Source organism: Mannheimia granulomatis (assembly GCF_013377255.1).
In the GTDB taxonomy this organism is placed as follows: Bacteria; Pseudomonadota; Gammaproteobacteria; order Enterobacterales; family Pasteurellaceae; genus Mannheimia; species Mannheimia granulomatis.
Window position 1 is genome coordinate 709017 of sequence record NZ_CP016614.1, and the last position, 17289, is coordinate 726305.

The following is a 17289-nucleotide window of genomic DNA, read 5'->3' on the forward strand; positions in this document are numbered from 1 at the left end:
TAGCTTAGATTATTCATCTTCAGTAAAGCGTTTAGCTTTGTAAGTCGGGTTCATTAAGTTTTCGAGAGAGAGAATATCATCTAACTGCTCTTCGGTGAGTAAACCTCGCTCTAAAACTACTTCTCTCACGCCTTTACCTGTAGTTGCACAAATTTTGCCGACAATATCGCCATTATGGTGGCCGATAAATGGATTGAGGTAAGTTACAATACCAATTGAGTTAAAGACATAATTTTGGCAAATTTCGCGGTTAGCGGTAATGCCGTCAATACATTTATCACGTAAATTAATACAGGCGTTAGCAAGTAGTTCGATAGATTCAAACATCGCTTGCCCGATAACAGGCTCCATAACATTTAATTGTAGTTGACCGGCTTCTGCAGCGAAGGTGACGGTGGTGTCGTTACCAATTACTTTAAAACAAACTTGATTGACTACTTCCGGCACAACCGGATTGACTTTTGCCGGCATAATAGAGGAACCGGCTTGCAGTTCCGGCAGGTTAATTTCATTTAAACCTGCACGTGGACCGGAGGAAAGTAAACGTAAGTCGTTACACACTTTAGAGAGTTTCACTGCGGTGCGTTTTAAAGCGCCGTGAACCATTACATAAGCTCCGCAGTCAGAAGTTGCCTCAATTAAGTTTTCTGAAAGTGAGCAAGGAAGCCCTGTGACTTCTGCTAAATATTTGACTGCTAATGCCGAATAACCTTCAGGGGTGTTTAAGCCTGTACCAATTGCGGTTGCACCTAAATTTACTTCAAGCAGTAATTCGGCAGTACGTTTGAGGTTTCGCACCTCTTCTTCCAATAACACCGCAAACGCTTTAAATTCTTGACCGAGCGTCATTGGCACCGCATCTTGTAATTGAGTACGACCCATTTTTAACACATCGGCAAATTCAGTGGCTTTATTTCCAAAGGCAGTTTGTAGATAAACAATTTTATCGATTAATTTGATAATGCTGTTATAAACAGCAATACGGAAACCGGTTGGATAAGCATCGTTGGTAGATTGGCTGGCATTAACGTGATCCATCGGATTGATGATGTCGTATTTGCCTTTTTCTTCGCCTAAAATTTCTAACGCCAAGTTAGCAATCACTTCATTAGTGTTCATATTTACCGATGTGCCAGCACCGCCTTGATACACATCAGACGGGAATTGGTCTAAGCAGCGGCCTTTCACTAACACTTCATCGCAGGCTTCAACAATCGCTTTTGCCACTTTTTTAGGAATTGCCCCTAATTCACCGTTTGCTAAGGCAGTGGCTTTTTTCACCATTACCATGCCACGAACAAATTCAGGTACATCTGAAATGGTGACATTCGAGATATTAAAGTTCTCAATAGCTCTTAATGTGTGAATCCCCCAATAGGCATTATGAGGGACTTCTCTTTCACCTAATAAATCGTGTTCAATACGCATATCTGACATAGTTATCTCCTTAGATATAATAAAATAAGTTTTGTTAGATAATAGCGATTTTAATAGATAAATAATGCGATCTAAATCAAATTTCTTGCGGGAGAACTAGGATATAAATTGTGCTTTTAGATTAAAAAAACTAATGATAAATTTATGTCATTACAAGACCAAATAAAAATAAGGCAAACCAATTAGCCAAGCAAAAGTAGAACAAATGATTGCAACATGAAAATACCAATGCTGCGTTTTATGATGAAAGTATTTCATCCCCAAATAAGTCCCAATAGCACCGCCTAATAAGCAAAAAGAGAGTAGGGTAACTTCCGGCACGCGCCATGCTTTTTTAATGGCTTTTTGTTTATCGCTATACATTAAATAAAGTGCTGCTAAGTTCATTAGGATGAAATAGAAAAACCAAAATAGCTGCATTTGCATTCCTTATTAAAAATTTAACCGCTTGTAGAACATTGTCTTACAAGCGGTTGATTTTAGCATTTATTTTGCAAATTAGTTGATTTCAACTTGCTCTGTGCCGTTGCCTAAATCTTCGATTTTACCGATGACCCAAGCATTTTCGCCGTTTTCTTTTAAGATGGCTAAGGCTTTTTCAACATCAGCAGCAGGTAGGGCGATTACCATACCAACACCGCAGTTAAAGGTGCGGTACATTTCATAACGGCTAATGTTTCCTTTTTCTTGGAGCCATTTAAATACGGAAGGCCATTGCCAGCTTGATTCATCAATCACCGCTTTCGCTGATTCAGGTAATACGCGAGGAATGTTTTCCCAGAAACCGCCGCCGGTTAAGTGAGCGATAGCGTGAACATCCACTTCTTCCACTAATTTCAAGATGGATTTCACATAAATTTTAGTTGGAGCAAGTAGATGTTCGCTTAATAATTTACCTTCAAGCAGATCTTTAGCAGGGGTTGCTCCACTTACTTCAATTACTTTACGGATTAATGAGTAACCGTTTGAGTGCGGGCCGCTTGAACCTAATGCGATTAACACATCGCCGGTTTTAACTGCAGAGCCGTCAATAATTTTTGATTTTTCAACCACGCCCACGCAGAAACCCGCTAAGTCATAGTCGCCTTCGTGGTACATGCCCGGCATTTCTGCGGTTTCCCCTCCGACCAATGCACAGCCGGAAATTTCACAGCCGTCTGCAATACCTTTTACTACAGAAGCAGCGACATCCACATCAAGCTTCCCTGTTGCGTAGTAATCTAAGAAAAAAAGAGGTTCTGCGCCTTGAACAACTAAGTCATTTACACACATCGCCACCAAATCTTGGCCTATCGTATCATGTTGATTGAGATCGATCGCTAAACGTAATTTTGTGCCTACTCCATCAGTGCCAGACACTAAAATAGGTTCTTTATATTTAGTCGGTAAGGCACATAAGGCCCCAAAACCACCCAAACCTCCTAATACCTCTGGACGGCGAGTGCGTTTTACATCGCTTTTGATACGTTCTACCAATTCATTACCGGCATGAATATCAACGCCTGCATCTTTGTAACTAAGTTGTGTTCTGCTCATTTTAACCTCGATAGCAATTTGAAGAAAACGATGGCATTATAACAGCAAGCAAACGTTTGCGTAAAATGAATTTAAAAAAGAGGTAGAATAAAATAAAAAACGCTGTTTAGCTTAATTTACTAAAACAGCGCGTTCAACTTAATTTAATCAACTTTAGCTTAGGCTATTTTTTTAGCTAACATAGTCGCAAAGCGTAGCTGGATACGGTTACCTTGCTCATCGGTTTTATGTAAATGCCCTAAATCTTCATTATATTTAACCAACTCCCAATCTTTGTAATAATTGGCTAATTCTCCTTCGGCAAAGGTGAAGGAAAACGGCAGAGGGCATGGATAGTCTTGAGTATCCATTGCGCAAACAATTAAGTTATAGCCTCCCACTTTAGTATTTTTTTGCATATTATTAATAATAGCGGGAATGCGATCTCGGTTTAAGAACATCATCACAACGGTGGAAACAATCAGATCATATTCGCCATTTTGATTGCCGATAGTCGCTTCGTTAATATCATAAATGCTTGCAGTAATATTTTTAGCCTCTTCTTTCTCAATCATATAATTAAGAAAATCAATACTTTCCGGGTTTTGATCAAGTGCAGTAACATCAAATCCTAACAGATTCAAATAAAGCGCGTTACGGCCACGCCCGCAACCTAAATCTAACACCTTGCCGCTTTTAACATAATTTACCGCATTTAACACTTCAGAGTGTGTGGTGGTGAGATTATATTTTTTAGCAAAATAATCTTCGGGTTTGCAGTAAAAAGCTAGTTGGCATTCTAAATCATCAGATAGTGCTTCAACCTTGTGCCATAATTGTGGTTCAACCATTGGACGTTGGTGGTTGGCATCAAAAATTTCTGCTTTAATCACTTCGCCTTCTTCGGTAAGTTCGTAATATTTCAGAGAGCCTTTTAAAATAGTCAGTTTTGCCCAAGTACCAACTTTGGTATTGTGCTTTTCTTGGAACATTTGTGGTAGAGTGGCTTTTGTCCATACCGGCATTTGTTTATAGCAAATTAAGTTTTCCATAGAGTTTTCCTCGTGAGTAAACATAGAACGCTAAAAATTTTAGCACTGTTTAACGAGCAGAAAAGATAAATCCGACTAAAAAAGTCGGATTTGATCAAATTTATGTGAAATATATTTTTGTATGTTATTTAACACTTATACTTTTAAATTGACGAGCAAAATAAACAAGGCTGTGATTCGGCTCAACATCAATATGGCTTAACTCCACTACAAAAATGGTATGAGTGCCGACAGCGTAGGTATCAACAATATTACCTTGTAAAGCAGAAATAGCGCCACGTAATACCGGTTGCTCATCTACACCTATATCCCAAATATCCCAATTAAAACGTTCTTCCATTGTGCTTTCAAGGATTGCTGCAAAGTGTTTGGCAAGATCTTCTTGCTCGTGGTTTAACACATTAATACACACTTTACCGTTTTGTTTAATAATATCGTGAACATGGCTGTTTTTATTAATACAGAATAAAGCAGTCGGTGGGGCATCTGTTACTGAACAGACTGAAGAAACAGTAAGCCCTGCTTTTCCTGCAATACCGTTTGTCGTAACAATACTAACTGCTGAAGATAAGTGTGCCATTGCTTCACGAAATTGAAGTGAAGCCTCAATTGGTTGAGATGTATCGATGTTTGACATATTTCTCCCTTATTATTCTTTCCAAACAACATGATATTCACGATTTTCTTCATCGTGCGAAATTAAGAAGCGGGCGAACACATCGTCCATTTCATCTTTCTCGTTTACCAGTCCGACCCAAACTTCGGCAAAGGCAGCAGGATCGATTAATGTACCGATTTCTTGATCCCAATCTTCAGAAGTTTCGACCATTTCAACTGCGCCACGTTCTTCAAATTGTAGATTAAACAGTAAAATGTCGGCAGGATCTAAATGTTCTCCTGCCATTTCTAAGAAAATATCGTAAGCAATATCAATTGCTTCATCAGGTGTTAATTTTGTCATAGGCTAATTCTAATCGGATTGTTAAGAAAATATTAGATAGATATATTTTATTGTATGATTTTTAGTTATAAAAAACAAAGATATTACCGTTTTATTAATCGGCTTGTCACCATACCTGCTGTTTTTTCTTTTATTATCTGCCAATTTTCAGGCAAAGTTAATGGCGGATGATTTTTTTCCGTTTCTATATAAAGTATCGCATTTTCTGCCAACCACTGATTTTCAATCAGTAATTTTAACACTTGAGGCACTAAGTCTTGATGAAAAGGTGGATCGATAAAAACGATATCAAAGGGGGCACCGCTGTTTTTTTGTGCCAGATATTGCAAAGTATCGACATTCATCACAGAACCGTTCTCAGATTTTAAAACTTGTAAGTTTTTTTTGAGTTGGTTTGCCGCAGTTGCAAATTTTTCTAAAAAAACGACCGCTTGAGCTTGGCGGGATAAGGCCTCGATTCCCAGTGAACCACTGCCGGCGAAGCAATCTAAACAGCGAGCATGGGCGATATCGTGCATTAACCAGTTGAATAAAGTTTCTTTAACACGATCTGTGGTGGGTCTTAGCCCTTCTGCATTGAGTACAGGGAGTTTTCTACCTCTCCAAAGACCGGCAATAATTCTAACCTCGCCCATTTGATGAGCAGATTGCGGAGAATTTCGATTTTTTTTCATACTAACTAAAGGAAAATAAAGGATTATTTGATAAACTAGTCAAGTTTAGTCTATTTTCACGAGAAATGAGAGAAAAATATGTCAGAGAAGAAAAAAGGTTTCTGGTCTTGGTTTGGTCTTGGTAAAAAAGATCCGCAACAGGAAGAGCAAAAAGTTGAGCAGGGAGACGAGCCTCAATTACAGCCGATACAAGATGAGCAAACTCAGATTCAAGAGCAGGAATTTGAGCCATTGCTTATCGAAAAAGTAGAAGAAAAATTTGAGCATCTAGAAGAGAAATTTGACGATTTTATTGAAGAAAAAGAAGAGAAAATCGAACAATTTGTTGAGCAAATAGAAGATAAGCTTGAGCAAAAAGCAGAACAAGTTGAAGATTTTATTGAAGATAAAGTAGAAGAGGCTAAAGCGTTTTTTACTGAAGTAGAAGAAAAGATTGAAGAAGGTGAGCAAGCGGTCGAGAATTTGCAAAATTTTGCAAATGAAGAGCTTGTTTTTCACGAGCAACAGCAATTAACTGAACAAGTAGAAGAAGCTGTTGAAGCGGAGCTTGTTGAGCAAGAATCAGCGGAAGAGATTGTTGCAAACAATGAAGGCGAAACCATTCAAGATGAATACCAAGAAAAACCAAGCAAAGGCGGATTTTTTAGCCGCTTAATTCAAGGTTTAATTAAAACTAAACAGAATATCGGTTCCGGTTTCCGCAATTTTTTTAGCGGCAAAAAAATTGATGATGAGCTGTTTGAAGAATTAGAAGAACAGCTACTTGTGGCGGATCTCGGTATGCCGACCACTCAAAAAATTATTCATAATTTAACCCAACACGCTACTAAGCAACAATTAAAAGATGCAGACTTACTTTATCAACAACTTAAAATTGAGTTGGGAGAGGTGTTAAAACCGGTTGCTCAACCTTTAGTGATTGAGCCGAAAAAGCCGTATGTGATTTTAATGGTAGGCGTAAATGGTGTTGGTAAAACGACAACAATCGGTAAATTAGCCCGCAAATTCCAAAACGAAGGAAAATCGGTGATGTTGGCTGCAGGTGATACTTTCCGAGCCGCAGCAGTTGAACAGCTACAAGTTTGGGGTGAGCGTAATAATATTCCTGTGGTGGCTCAATCAACGGGGTCTGATTCTGCTTCAGTCATTTTTGATGCGATGCAGTCGGCTGCTGCAAAAGGGATCGATATTTTAATTGCAGATACCGCAGGTCGTCTGCAAAATAAAAATAATTTAATGGATGAGCTGAAAAAAATTGTGCGGGTGATGAAAAAATATGATGAAACCGCACCACATGAAATTATGCTCACCCTTGATGCCGGCACAGGGCAAAATGCGATTAGCCAAGCGAAATTATTTAATGAGGCGGTTGGCTTAACGGGCATTACTTTAACCAAATTAGACGGTACAGCAAAAGGCGGTGTGATTTTTGCAATTGCTGACCAATTCAATATTCCTATCCGTTTCATCGGGGTGGGTGAGAAAATTGAGGATTTACGTCCGTTTAATGCGGAGGAATTTATCGAAGCCTTATTTAGCCACGAGGACGAAAATAATGATTAAATTCACAAATGTGAACAAAGTTTATAAAGGTGGTAAACCTGCATTGCAGGGGATTGATTTCCATCTTCCTGCTGGTGGAATGGCGTATATTACCGGTCATTCCGGTGCGGGTAAAAGTACGTTGTTGAAATTAATTATGGGCATTGAACGTGCCAACGGCGGGCAAATTTTATTTAACGGGCATGATATTACCCGACTTGCTCATCACGAATTGCCGTTTTTACGCCGCCAAATCGGTATGGTTCACCAAGATTACCGTTTATTAACTGACAGAACGATTTTAGATAATGTTGCTCTGCCGTTAATTATTTTAGGTATGAATCAAGTCATTGTAGAGCGTGAGGCCCGTATTGCTCTTGAGCGTGTCGGATTAGGCGATAAAGCGAATTATCTTCCACTACATCTCTCTGGCGGTGAGCAACAACGTGTTGATATTGCGCGCGCAATTGTTCACCGCCCAACACTTCTGCTGGCAGATGAACCAACGGGAAATTTAGATGAAAAACTCTCGTTTGAAATCTTCCGTTTATTTGAAGAGTTTAATCAAGCTGGTACGACCGTTCTTATTGCGACACACGATACCAATATTATTTCAAAGCGTCCAAAGCCGTGTTTAGAGCTAGAGCAAGGGCATCTTAAGTTTTAAGGGAAGATTATGATTCGTTCATTTGCAAAATTAGGGGCTCAAACCAGCTATTCGTTACGTGCAGTTTGGCAAGATTTAATGAAGCGTAAACTCGGTACCTTTTTAACGGTACTGGTGATTGCGGTTTCTTTAACTATTCCAACGGTGAGTTATTTACTTTGGAAAAATACTCACGAAGCGGCAACGCAATTCTATCCGGAGCCACAATTAACAGTCTATTTGCATAAAAACCTCGCAGAACACGATGTAAATGCAGTTGTTGATCGTATTCGTGCTTATGAAGCAGATAAAATTGAATCCTTTAACTACATTTCTCGTCAGCAAAGTTTGGAAGAGTTCCGTGCTTGGTCCGGCTTTGGCGAAGCGTTAGATATTTTAGATGATAATCCACTACCGGCCGTTGTTACTCTTAAACCAAAAGCGAATTTCAATAATGCGGATGCAATGGTGGAATTGCGTAATGGTTTACAGAAAATCAAAGGGGTACAAGAGGTTCGTTTAGATAATGGTTGGCTAGAAAAACTAACAGCTTTAACTTGGTTAATTGCCCGTATTGCGATTGTGTGCACATTATTGATGTTATTAGCGGTGTTTTTAGTGATTGGTAACAGCGTGAGAAGCGATGTTGCAAATAGCAAGGCAGCAATTGAGGTACAACAAATTCTAGGGGCAACAGATCACTTTATTGCCCGCCCATTTCTTTATACGGGCATGATTTATGGCTTCTTCGGCAGCTTACTTGCTGTATTGTTTAGCTCGGTAATGATTAGCTATTTCACCGGTGTTGTGAAATATGTTACAGATATGTTCACTGTTAAATTTGAATTGCATGGTTTGAATTTTAGTGAAGCCTTTTTCTTAGTGGTAATGTGCGTGTTCATTGGTTGGTTATCAGCAAAATTAGCCACAATGCGTAATATTTTCCGTATCGGAAGCCGAAGTTAATTAAGTGTTTTAAAATACAAGCGGTCTTTTTTTCTTGTTTTTTCGCAAATTGCAAAAAAGTGATGAAAAAAGACCGCTTGTTGTTTCTGTTCAATCTTGTTGGCCTAATTGCTATTCCAATACCATTAGCCCAGGTAAAGTGGCGAAGCTTTGAGATTTTACCGTGTTATGGAAATCATCTAAGTAGGCAAGAGATGAGTCGGCTTCACGAATGGCGCCGTAAAGTGTGCTGTATAAGCCCTCTTTAGTGATTTTTCTTGCGACTACATAACCTCTGTCTAAATATGGTTTAACCGCCCAATAAGGAAGCGCCGCTACACCACGACGGCTGGCAACAAGCTGAATAATCGCAATCGTTAATTCACTGTTACGACGTGTCACTTTAATTCCCGCCGGCGTTAATACTTTTCTTAATAAATCCAGCATATCATCGGGTACCGGATAGGTAATTAAGGTTTCGTCTTTGAAATCTTCTGCTTCCCATATTTCTTTTGTCGATAATGGATGATCTTTTGAACAAATCGCTACCATTTCATAGGAAAATAACGGTTTATACAAAATGCCGGCGTTATCTTCTTCCTCTGCAACAATCGCAATATCGGCACGGTGGCTGAGTAGTAGCCCTACTGTATCGGTGTGGAAACCGGAGACAATATCTAATTCTACTAATGGCCAATGTTGGCGGAAGGTATCCATTGCCGGCATTAACCAGTCAAAACAGGTATGGCATTCGACAGCAACTCGAACTTCGCCAACCTCACCTTGTTTTACCCTAGCTAAATCAAGCTCTGCTTCAATAATTTGCGGCAGAATATCATAGGCAAGTTTAATTAAACGTTCGCCGGCTGCGGTGAAACGAATGGGGGAGCTTTTGCGTTCAAATAAGGTGAGATCGTATTGATCTTCCAGTAATTTAATTTGATGAGAAAGGGCGGATTGTGTTAAGTGTACACGTTTGGCAGCTAAAGAGACACTGCCGCTTTCTTTTAATGCAATTAAGGTTCGTAGATGGCGAATTTCAAGAAAGATAGGCTTCATAATTTATTCATCTAAAACAGAAAACAGATGAATAGGATTATAACAGAATATTCAAAGGCAGACACTTTAAGCTCTCGGTTTCCGCTCGTATACTACGAAAAGTAGGGAGAAAATTACTTCTGAGAAAAGTATTTCTCCTCTTGATAAATGCAATAGCCTCTTTACAGAGGCTATTTTTAGGAATTGAATATAGAAATAAAATTTGCAAGAAATAAGTAAAATATAACCGCTTGCAGTAGATGAAAATTTACTTTTCTTTCCAATAACCAATCCATTCTTTTAAGGCGAGCATATTACTGTTCATTGCACCTGCTTGCGGAATAAAGTGCATGAAGTTTAGGCTGTAGTGATCAGGCGTATCACCTGAGCCTACACTTGCCGGCAGCACCTCAAAACCTTGTTGTGTAAACAACATTTCAGCACGTTTCATATGCCACTGATTAGTGACTAAAATAATCTTATTGATGTTCTCTTTTGCTAATATTTCTCGACTAAAAATAGAGTTTTCTTTAGTTGTTTTGGCATTGTTTTCCTGCCATTTTGTTTCAATATTGAAAAACATTTTGAATTCATCCGCCATCACTTTGGCTTCAGAGGTGCCGTTTGGGCTACTACCGGTAACCAAAATAGGTAGACCGGTTTCTTTATGTAGATAAGCGGCATAACGCATTCTTTCGAGCGGAATCCCTGTAGTGGCTAATTGACCAAATAGCTCTCGACTGTCTCTTAACCCCCCACCTAATACCACAATTGCTTGAGCAGTTTTATATTTGTCGATAGTCTTTGCTTCCTGCTCGACTAATGAATCTCCCAATTTTTGAGAGGTATAGGGAATACTGAATATATATAAAATGAGCATGCCTAAGATGGCAAAAAAATAGGCTGAATATTTATAGTTACAAGCAAAAAGAATAAGTGCCAGAAGCCATAAGATTAGAATGTTAAACGGCGGTAAGATAATTGCCGTAAGCAATTTGGTTAATTCAAACATAAAAATATCCATGTAATTAAATGAATTACTATTCTCCTAAATTACAGATGAATTGTCTATTTTTCCACAATAAAAAGTATTACAATACTCCATTTGAATTAAAACTCATTTGGGAGTAAGGCGATATGGGGCATTCTAGACGAGAAAAATTAATTTTAATTGGAGCTGGTGGTTTTGCTAAATCAGTATTGGACTCACTCGATTTTGAGCGTTATGAATTTTGTGGATTTATTGATAACTTCAAGCCGGAAGGAAGTTATCATTTAGGCTATCCGGTGCTTTCATCAACTATTCAAGAGTTTAGTAACCGCGAGCATTACAGCTATTTTATTAGTATTGGCGATAATGCTCATCGTTTGGAAAAATTCTTAAAATTACAGCAACTTGGTTGTAAAGTGATTAATGTAGTTGATAAAACCGCTTTAATTTCTCGCCATTCTACCTTGGGCATTGGTGTTTTTGTCGGCAAAATGGCAATTATAAACAGTGGTGTTACAGTGGGTAATAATGTGATTATTAATACTAAATCATTAGTTGAACATGGTTGTTTTATCGGCAATCACTGCAATATTTCAACCAATACGACACTAAATGGCGATGTGATTGTCGAAGATTACGCATTTGTAGGCAGTTCTTCTGTTGTAAACGGTCAATTAAGAGTCGGCGAAAGTGCATTGGTAGGTTCCGGTGCGGTCGTGATTAGAAATGTAGAGCCTCGTACGGTGGTGGCTGGGGTTCCGGCAAAATATATTAAGGATATTAAATAATGCAAAAAGTATTTATTGTGGCAGAAATCGGCTGTAATCATAATGGTGATCCGGCATTAGCTAAGAAAATGGTAGATGTTGCAAAAGAGTGTGGTGTAGATGCCGTTAAATTCCAGACTTTCAAGGCAGATAAACTGATTTCAAAATATGCCCCTAAGGCTGAATATCAGAAAGTGACTACAGGCACAGCAGATTCCCAATTAGAGATGACGCGTAAATTAGAGCTACCTTATGAAGAATTTAGTAAATTAGAAGCCTATGCCCGTGATTTAGGATTAGAGGTGTTTTCCACTCCATTTGATTTCGAGTCAATTGATTTTTTGGCGAGCCAGCACCAAAAAGTGTGGAAGATTCCCTCCGGTGAATTAACCAATTTACCTTATTTGGAAAAAATCGCTCGCTTGCCGATTGAGGGGAAAACCATTGTGATCTCCACCGGCATGGCAACCATTGAGGAGACAAAAGCCTCACTTAAAGTGCTTGAAGATAATGGTGTTGCTAAAAAAGATATCACTATTTTGCATTGCAATACCGAATATCCAACTCCTTATGAAGATGTTAACTTAAATGCCTTCCACCAGCTTAAGCAAGAATTTGGGGAATATAGTTTAGGTTTTTCCGACCATTCAGCAGGTTATTTTGCAGGTTTGGCTGCAGTGCCTTATGGCATTACTTTTATTGAAAAACACTTTACTTTAGATAAAAACTTTGAGGGCCCGGATCATAAAGCTTCTGTAACGCCTGATGAGTTAAAATTACTATGTGAAGGGATTCGTGCGGTAGAAAAATCACTAGGTTCTTCAGAGAAGTTAGTCACTCATTCCGAAGCAAAAAATAAAATTGTGGCACGCAAATCAATTATTGCATCTCTACCGATTAAAAAAGGTGAGATTTTTACTACAGATAATATTACTACTAAACGACCGGGTAATGGCATTAGTCCAATGTTCTGGTATGATGTGCTCGGAAAAGAAGCTCAACAAGATTTTGAAGAAGATCAATTAATCCAAGATTCTCGTTTTCAAAATCAGATGTAATAGCATATAGTGATGGGGTAAAAGCCCCATCATTTTATATTTATATAGATAGCAAGCGGTCAAATTTATGAAAAAAATTGCAATTATCACAGCCCGTGCCGGCTCAAAAGGCTTACCGAATAAAAACGTATTGTTAGCTGACGGGAAGCCGTTAATGGCATATTCGATTGAGGCAGCAATTGAGTCCGGTCAGTTTGAAAAAATCATTGTTAGCACCGATTCTCAAGAGTATATCGATTTACTTTCACATTATCCGATTGAGTTTATTAAGCGTGCGGAGCATTTGGCGAGTGATAAAGCAAGTTCTTTTGTAGTGATTGAAGATGTTTTGAATCAATATAAATCGCTAGATTTTGACTATTTTGTCCTGCTACAGCCTACCTCTCCATTAAGAACGGCACAACATATTAAAGAATCTTGCGAGAAATTTGAGAAGAATTTTGAACAATTTGATTTTTTAGTGTCAGTATCGGATGCCCATAAACCTACTACATTAACTCGTGTAATTGAAGAAGATGAAAGCTTAAAACATTTCCAGTTGGATTATTCCAACTACGCTCGTCAGTTATACCGTCCGGAATATTCGCCAAACGGTGCAATTTTTTCGGCAAAACCGACCGCTTATTTAGCTCAGAAGCATTTCTATGGTGCTAAATGTTTGGCCTATTTTATGGGTAAGGATGTCTCAATTGATATTGATGATCGCCAAGATTTTGAGTATTTCTATTTTATTTTGCAGCAGCGTAACAAAGAAAAGCTCCTATTAGAGACAATTAAACGCTCAATTTTAATGAAAAAAGAGAATTTCAAAGAAGTAAAAGAAATTGCTTTGATCGGGCATTCTATTTTGGAATATTGGGATGTTAAGCAACTCAACGGCAAGGCGGTAAACAATTTAGGCATTGCGGGCATTTCAACCAGTCAGTATAGTGAGCTAATTTTAGATAAAGGTTTGATTTCTGCATTACCAAAAGATGTTGTACTTATGTTGGGAACAAATGACATTGTTCGTCATGGCTGGAGTGATGAGAAAGTGTTAGCCGATATTAACCATTTAATTTCGCAGCTTAAAGCTATTCGCTCTGATATTAATCTCTATTTCTTAGAAATTACGCCAACAGCGTTTAGGGTAGATCGCAATAACAACGATATTCGCTTGTTAAACCAATATTTAAAAGATAATTTAGCCGTAAAATGGGTAGCGTTAGATCAAGCCTTTAGCGATAAATACGGTAAATTGGACTTAGCATACAGCAACGATGGGTTGCATTTAAATGCAAAAGGTTATGAAAAATTAACCGCTATTTTAAAGAAAGAGCTAAATTAAATGAAACATATCGCTTATATTACCGGCTCTCGTGCAGAGTACGGAATCGTCAAACGTTTACTAAAAAAATTGGAGCAAGATCCGGCGTTAAAATTTTCACTGGTTGTAACTGCCATGCACCTTGCGCCTGAATATGGCAAAACCGTGAATGTGATTGAACAAGACGGTTTTGAGATTGGAGAACGTATTCCGCTAACTTTAAATAGTGAAAATAACCAGACTATTATTCACTCAATGGCAGAGTGTTTAAGTCGTTTTGGTGAGCATTTTCAACGCCATAAATATGATGCTGTTATAGTATTAGGCGATCGTTATGAAATGTTAGCAGTTGCAACTGCTGCTGCAATGCATAATATTCCTTTGGTGCATTTACATGGTGGTGAGCAGACTTTGGGTAATTATGACGAATTTATTCGCCATTGCATCACCAAAATGTCTAAACTCCATTTAACCTCAACAGAAGAGTATCGCCAACGTGTGATTCAGCTTGGTGAATTGCCGAAAAATGTAGTGAATACGGGATCACTTGGAGCTGAAAATAGCTTAAGCTTGGTGTTACCAACAAAAAATGAGTTAGTTGAACGCTTAGGTATTCCAACTACGCCATATTTTATGGTAGTGTTTCACCCTGAAACCCTAACTGATGTGTCAGTGTTAGATCAAATTGAAGCCTTATTACAGGCGTTTAATAGTTTTAAAGATAATTATTCGTTTGTGTTTATCGGTTCGAATTCCGATACTAACTCAGAGCAGATTTATCAACGTTTTTACACTTATACTGAAGAGAATCAGTTTAAGTTTTTTACTTCAGTAAAGCCGGAGGAATATTTGGCTTTAATTAAATATTCAAACGGTTTAATTGGTAATAGTTCATCCGGTTTGATTGAAGCTCCAAGTTGTGGAGTTGGAACGATTAATATCGGGAATCGTCAGCAAGGGCGTGTGCGTGGTGAGTCAGTAATTGATGTGGCAAGTGATAAAGCATCTATTATTCAAGGTATGAACAAGTTGATTTCAGACGAGTTCCAAAAGCGTTTGCCGAAAATGACGAATCCTTATTTTCAACCAAATGCAATGGAAAAAGCTTATTCTGCCATTAAAGCATTCCTTGCCGATAGCAGTAATACTCAGCCGAAAGGATTTTATGATATACGCTTTTAACAAGCGGTCAAAAAACACTAAAAATTTGCAATTATGAAAGCAGTTAAAGACAGCGTTATTTACTTAATTGGGGAATTGGCTTCTAAGTCAATTCCTTTCTTACTCTTACCTTATTTTTCCCGAAAATTAGGAGTAGAGGGTTATGGTGAACTTTCTTATTACCAGACCTTCTCCGCCTTATTTGTCATTTTTATCGGCTTAAGCCAAGAAGGGGCGGTTGCCCGTTATTTTTATTTCTATGGTAAACGCTCGCTAAATTTGGTACTGACGACAGGCTATTTATATACGCTTTTTATGAGCTGTTTGATTTTACTGGGGTGCTGGTATTTTAAGGCGGAAATGATCGCTTATGTAGCAATCGGTGCGATGTTTCAGTCGTTTTTAAATGTACAGTTAAGTGTTCGACAGTGCCAAAAACAGGCGATGGCTTATACGACGGTTCAATTAATGTCAGCTGTTTCTTCTGCTGTTATTACTGTTGCGATGATGGAATATTTCAAAACTGATCTGGTGGAAAAACGCATTTTAGCGATTCTTTTCAGTAATGTGTTGGTTTTTACCATCGCTTATTTATTGTATGCAAACAAGGCAAAAAATAAGAAATTTAGCTTTGCTCGCTATAAAACAGCATTGTTTTATGTACTTGGATTTGGTTTACCGCTGATTTTGCACCATTCCAGTATGTTCTTAAAAGGGCAGTTAGATCGTATTTTTATCTACCATAAATTTAGCGAAGCCGATTTAGGTTTATATGCAATGGGAGCACAAATTGCTATGATATTAGCGATTGTGGTCCAAGCTTTAAATAAAGCTACGCTACCTTATTTTTATGAAGCTTTAAAACAGAAAAGAATTAATGTCAGCCATATTCATAAATGGGCATTTTATGCCTTATTTATCGTACCGATTCCGGCTTTGGTGATGTGGTTGATTCCCGAAGAGCTTGTGGTTTGGATTCTAGGTTCACAATTTATCGGTACGAAATATTATATAATGCTGTTTTTAGTCGCAACCATGCTTGTTGTACCTTATCTTATTTTAGTAAACTATCTTTTCTTTTATGGCAAAAATAAGCTGATTTCGTTATGTTCGATTTTATCGACAGTCTTTTACTTAGTAAGCTTATTTGCGCTGACTTTTACTCAAATAGCCTATATTCCTTTTGCCAGCATTATTGGTGCAGTGAGTATTATCCCAATTCTGTATGTGATGACGGCAAAAGTAGGAAAAACAGTATGAATTTAATTATTTGCTGCACACCTTTGCAGGTACTAATTGCGGAAAAAATTATTGAAATGCACCCTAATGATGAATTTTTTGGGGTAATGCTTTCCACTGTTAAAAATACAAAATTTGATTTCTACCAATCAAGGTTGGAGAAAAAATGTAGTCAATTTTTTGCGATGCAACAACATAGTGAACGCTTGCAATTATTAAAAGAAATTGTTTATTTAAAATGGACCTTTATCGGTAAAAAATTTGATAAAGTTTTTGTTGCAAATATTAACGAGCTGGAAATTCAGTTTATATTAAGTGCCATTCGATTTAATCAACTTAATACCTTTGATGACGGCACTGCAAATATTGTGCCACAGAGTCTTTTTTATAAAGAAGATAATGTAGGCTTAAACCGTAAATTGATTAATACTTTTTTAGGTAATAAATATAGTTTAGATAAACTCAAAGCGTTATCTGTAGCACACTATACTATTTATCGTGATTTTCCGAATATTATCAGCAATACTGTTTATGTGGATTTAATTGAAGCGCATGATATAAAGGATGTGTCGCCGGAAAATGATAAAATAGTAAATGTCTTATTAGGGCAGCCGATTTTTGAGCGTGAAGATGAAAAAAATATTACTTTGGCTGAAAAAGTGATTAATACTTTTGATATTGATCTTTATCTGCCTCACCCAAGAGAAACATATAGATTATCGAATGTAGAGTACATCAATACAAATTTAGTTTTGGAAGATTATATTTTCCAAGAATTTAGTCAGAAAAAATGTCGCGTTTATACCTATTTCAGTAGTGCTGTGATTAATATTTTAAACAAAAGTCCGAATATTGAAGTGGTTGCATTAAGAGTGGAAACAGATAATCCTGCCTACCTTGCCAGTTATGATTTGTTAGAAAAGTTGGGCATTCAGATTATTGATATTAGAGAATAAA

Annotated in this window: 18 protein-coding genes; 9 read left to right on the plus strand and 9 right to left on the minus strand. The window is 37.7% G+C overall.

What is annotated here, in order from left to right; translation table 11 throughout:
* Nucleotides 1–9: 9 nt before the first annotated feature.
* The 7 genes from aspA to rsmD form a co-directional block, all read right to left on the minus strand.
* Nucleotides 10–1437, minus strand: coding sequence for an aspartate ammonia-lyase (aspA, locus tag A6B41_RS03310; RefSeq protein WP_027075221.1), 1428 nt, complete (start codon nt 1435–1437; stop codon nt 10–12).
* A gap of 150 nt (nt 1438–1587) precedes the next feature.
* Nucleotides 1588–1857 (minus strand): DUF1294 domain-containing protein, encoded by a 270-nt coding sequence (locus A6B41_RS03315; protein ID WP_027075222.1) that lies wholly within the window; start codon nt 1855–1857, stop codon nt 1588–1590.
* Nucleotides 1858–1935: 78 nt separating this feature from the next.
* Nucleotides 1936–2973 (minus strand): phosphoribosylformylglycinamidine cyclo-ligase, encoded by a 1038-nt coding sequence (purM, locus tag A6B41_RS03320; protein WP_027075223.1) that lies wholly within the window; start codon nt 2971–2973, stop codon nt 1936–1938.
* Between the two features lie 158 nt (nt 2974–3131).
* The gene (tehB, locus tag A6B41_RS03325; RefSeq protein WP_027075224.1) at nt 3132–4004 is read right to left on the minus strand and encodes an SAM-dependent methyltransferase TehB; all 873 of its coding nucleotides are present in this window, start codon (nt 4002–4004) and stop codon (nt 3132–3134) included.
* A gap of 124 nt (nt 4005–4128) precedes the next feature.
* Nucleotides 4129–4641, minus strand: coding sequence for a 4-hydroxyphenylacetate 3-monooxygenase, reductase component (gene hpaC, locus A6B41_RS03330; RefSeq protein WP_027075225.1), 513 nt, complete (start codon nt 4639–4641; stop codon nt 4129–4131).
* Nucleotides 4642–4653: 12 nt separating this feature from the next.
* Complete coding sequence (locus A6B41_RS03335) at nt 4654–4965, minus strand: HI1450 family dsDNA-mimic protein (protein ID WP_027075226.1); 312 nt, start codon at nt 4963–4965, stop codon at nt 4654–4656.
* Nucleotides 4966–5048: 83 nt separating this feature from the next.
* Nucleotides 5049–5639, minus strand: a complete 591-nt coding sequence (rsmD, locus tag A6B41_RS03340; protein ID WP_027075227.1) for a 16S rRNA (guanine(966)-N(2))-methyltransferase RsmD — start codon at nt 5637–5639, stop codon at nt 5049–5051.
* 78 nt (nt 5640–5717) lie between these two features.
* On the opposite strand from rsmD, the gene ftsY reads away from it, so the two are divergent.
* The 3 genes from ftsY to ftsX are packed head-to-tail and all read left to right on the plus strand — an operon-like array spanning nt 5718 to nt 8793.
* A complete protein-coding gene (gene ftsY, locus A6B41_RS03345; RefSeq protein WP_027075228.1) occupies nt 5718–7202 on the plus strand; it encodes a signal recognition particle-docking protein FtsY in 1485 nt (494 codons plus the stop codon).
* The gene (gene ftsE, locus A6B41_RS03350) at nt 7195–7848 is read left to right on the plus strand and encodes a cell division ATP-binding protein FtsE (RefSeq protein ID WP_027075229.1); all 654 of its coding nucleotides are present in this window, start codon (nt 7195–7197) and stop codon (nt 7846–7848) included. The genes ftsY and ftsE overlap by 8 nt, the downstream gene beginning before the upstream one ends.
* A 9-nt stretch (nt 7849–7857) precedes the next feature.
* Nucleotides 7858–8793, plus strand: coding sequence for a permease-like cell division protein FtsX (gene ftsX, locus A6B41_RS03355; protein ID WP_027075230.1), 936 nt, complete (start codon nt 7858–7860; stop codon nt 8791–8793).
* Nucleotides 8794–8904: 111 nt separating this feature from the next.
* On the opposite strand, the gene A6B41_RS03360 is transcribed toward ftsX, so the two are convergent.
* The gene (locus A6B41_RS03360; RefSeq protein WP_027075231.1) at nt 8905–9831 is read right to left on the minus strand and encodes a LysR family transcriptional regulator; all 927 of its coding nucleotides are present in this window, start codon (nt 9829–9831) and stop codon (nt 8905–8907) included.
* Between the two features lie 247 nt (nt 9832–10078).
* A complete protein-coding gene (locus A6B41_RS03365) occupies nt 10079–10822 on the minus strand; it encodes a YdcF family protein (RefSeq protein WP_027075232.1) in 744 nt (247 codons plus the stop codon).
* Between the two features lie 125 nt (nt 10823–10947).
* On the opposite strand from A6B41_RS03365, the gene A6B41_RS03370 reads away from it, so the two are divergent.
* From A6B41_RS03370 to A6B41_RS03395, 6 genes are all read left to right on the plus strand, one after another.
* Nucleotides 10948–11589: an acetyltransferase gene (locus A6B41_RS03370; RefSeq protein WP_027075233.1), complete on the plus strand. Its 642-nt coding sequence runs from the start codon at nt 10948–10950 to the stop codon at nt 11587–11589.
* Nucleotides 11589–12626, plus strand: a complete 1038-nt coding sequence (gene neuB / locus A6B41_RS03375) for an N-acetylneuraminate synthase (protein ID WP_027075234.1) — start codon at nt 11589–11591, stop codon at nt 12624–12626. Before A6B41_RS03370 ends, neuB begins: the two co-directional genes overlap by 1 nt.
* Before the next feature lie 67 nt (nt 12627–12693).
* Complete coding sequence (locus tag A6B41_RS03380; RefSeq protein WP_027075235.1) at nt 12694–13953, plus strand: cytidylyltransferase domain-containing protein; 1260 nt, start codon at nt 12694–12696, stop codon at nt 13951–13953.
* Nucleotides 13954–15114: a UDP-N-acetylglucosamine 2-epimerase gene (gene neuC, locus A6B41_RS03385; protein ID WP_027075236.1), complete on the plus strand. Its 1161-nt coding sequence runs from the start codon at nt 13954–13956 to the stop codon at nt 15112–15114.
* 33 nt (nt 15115–15147) lie between these two features.
* Nucleotides 15148–16353, plus strand: a complete 1206-nt coding sequence (locus A6B41_RS03390; RefSeq protein WP_027075237.1) for a flippase — start codon at nt 15148–15150, stop codon at nt 16351–16353.
* On the plus strand, nt 16350–17288 hold the full coding sequence (locus A6B41_RS03395; RefSeq protein WP_027075238.1) for a glycosyltransferase family 52: 939 nt from the start codon (nt 16350–16352) through the stop codon (nt 17286–17288). Before A6B41_RS03390 ends, A6B41_RS03395 begins: the two co-directional genes overlap by 4 nt.
* Nucleotide 17289: the final 1 nt, after the last annotated feature.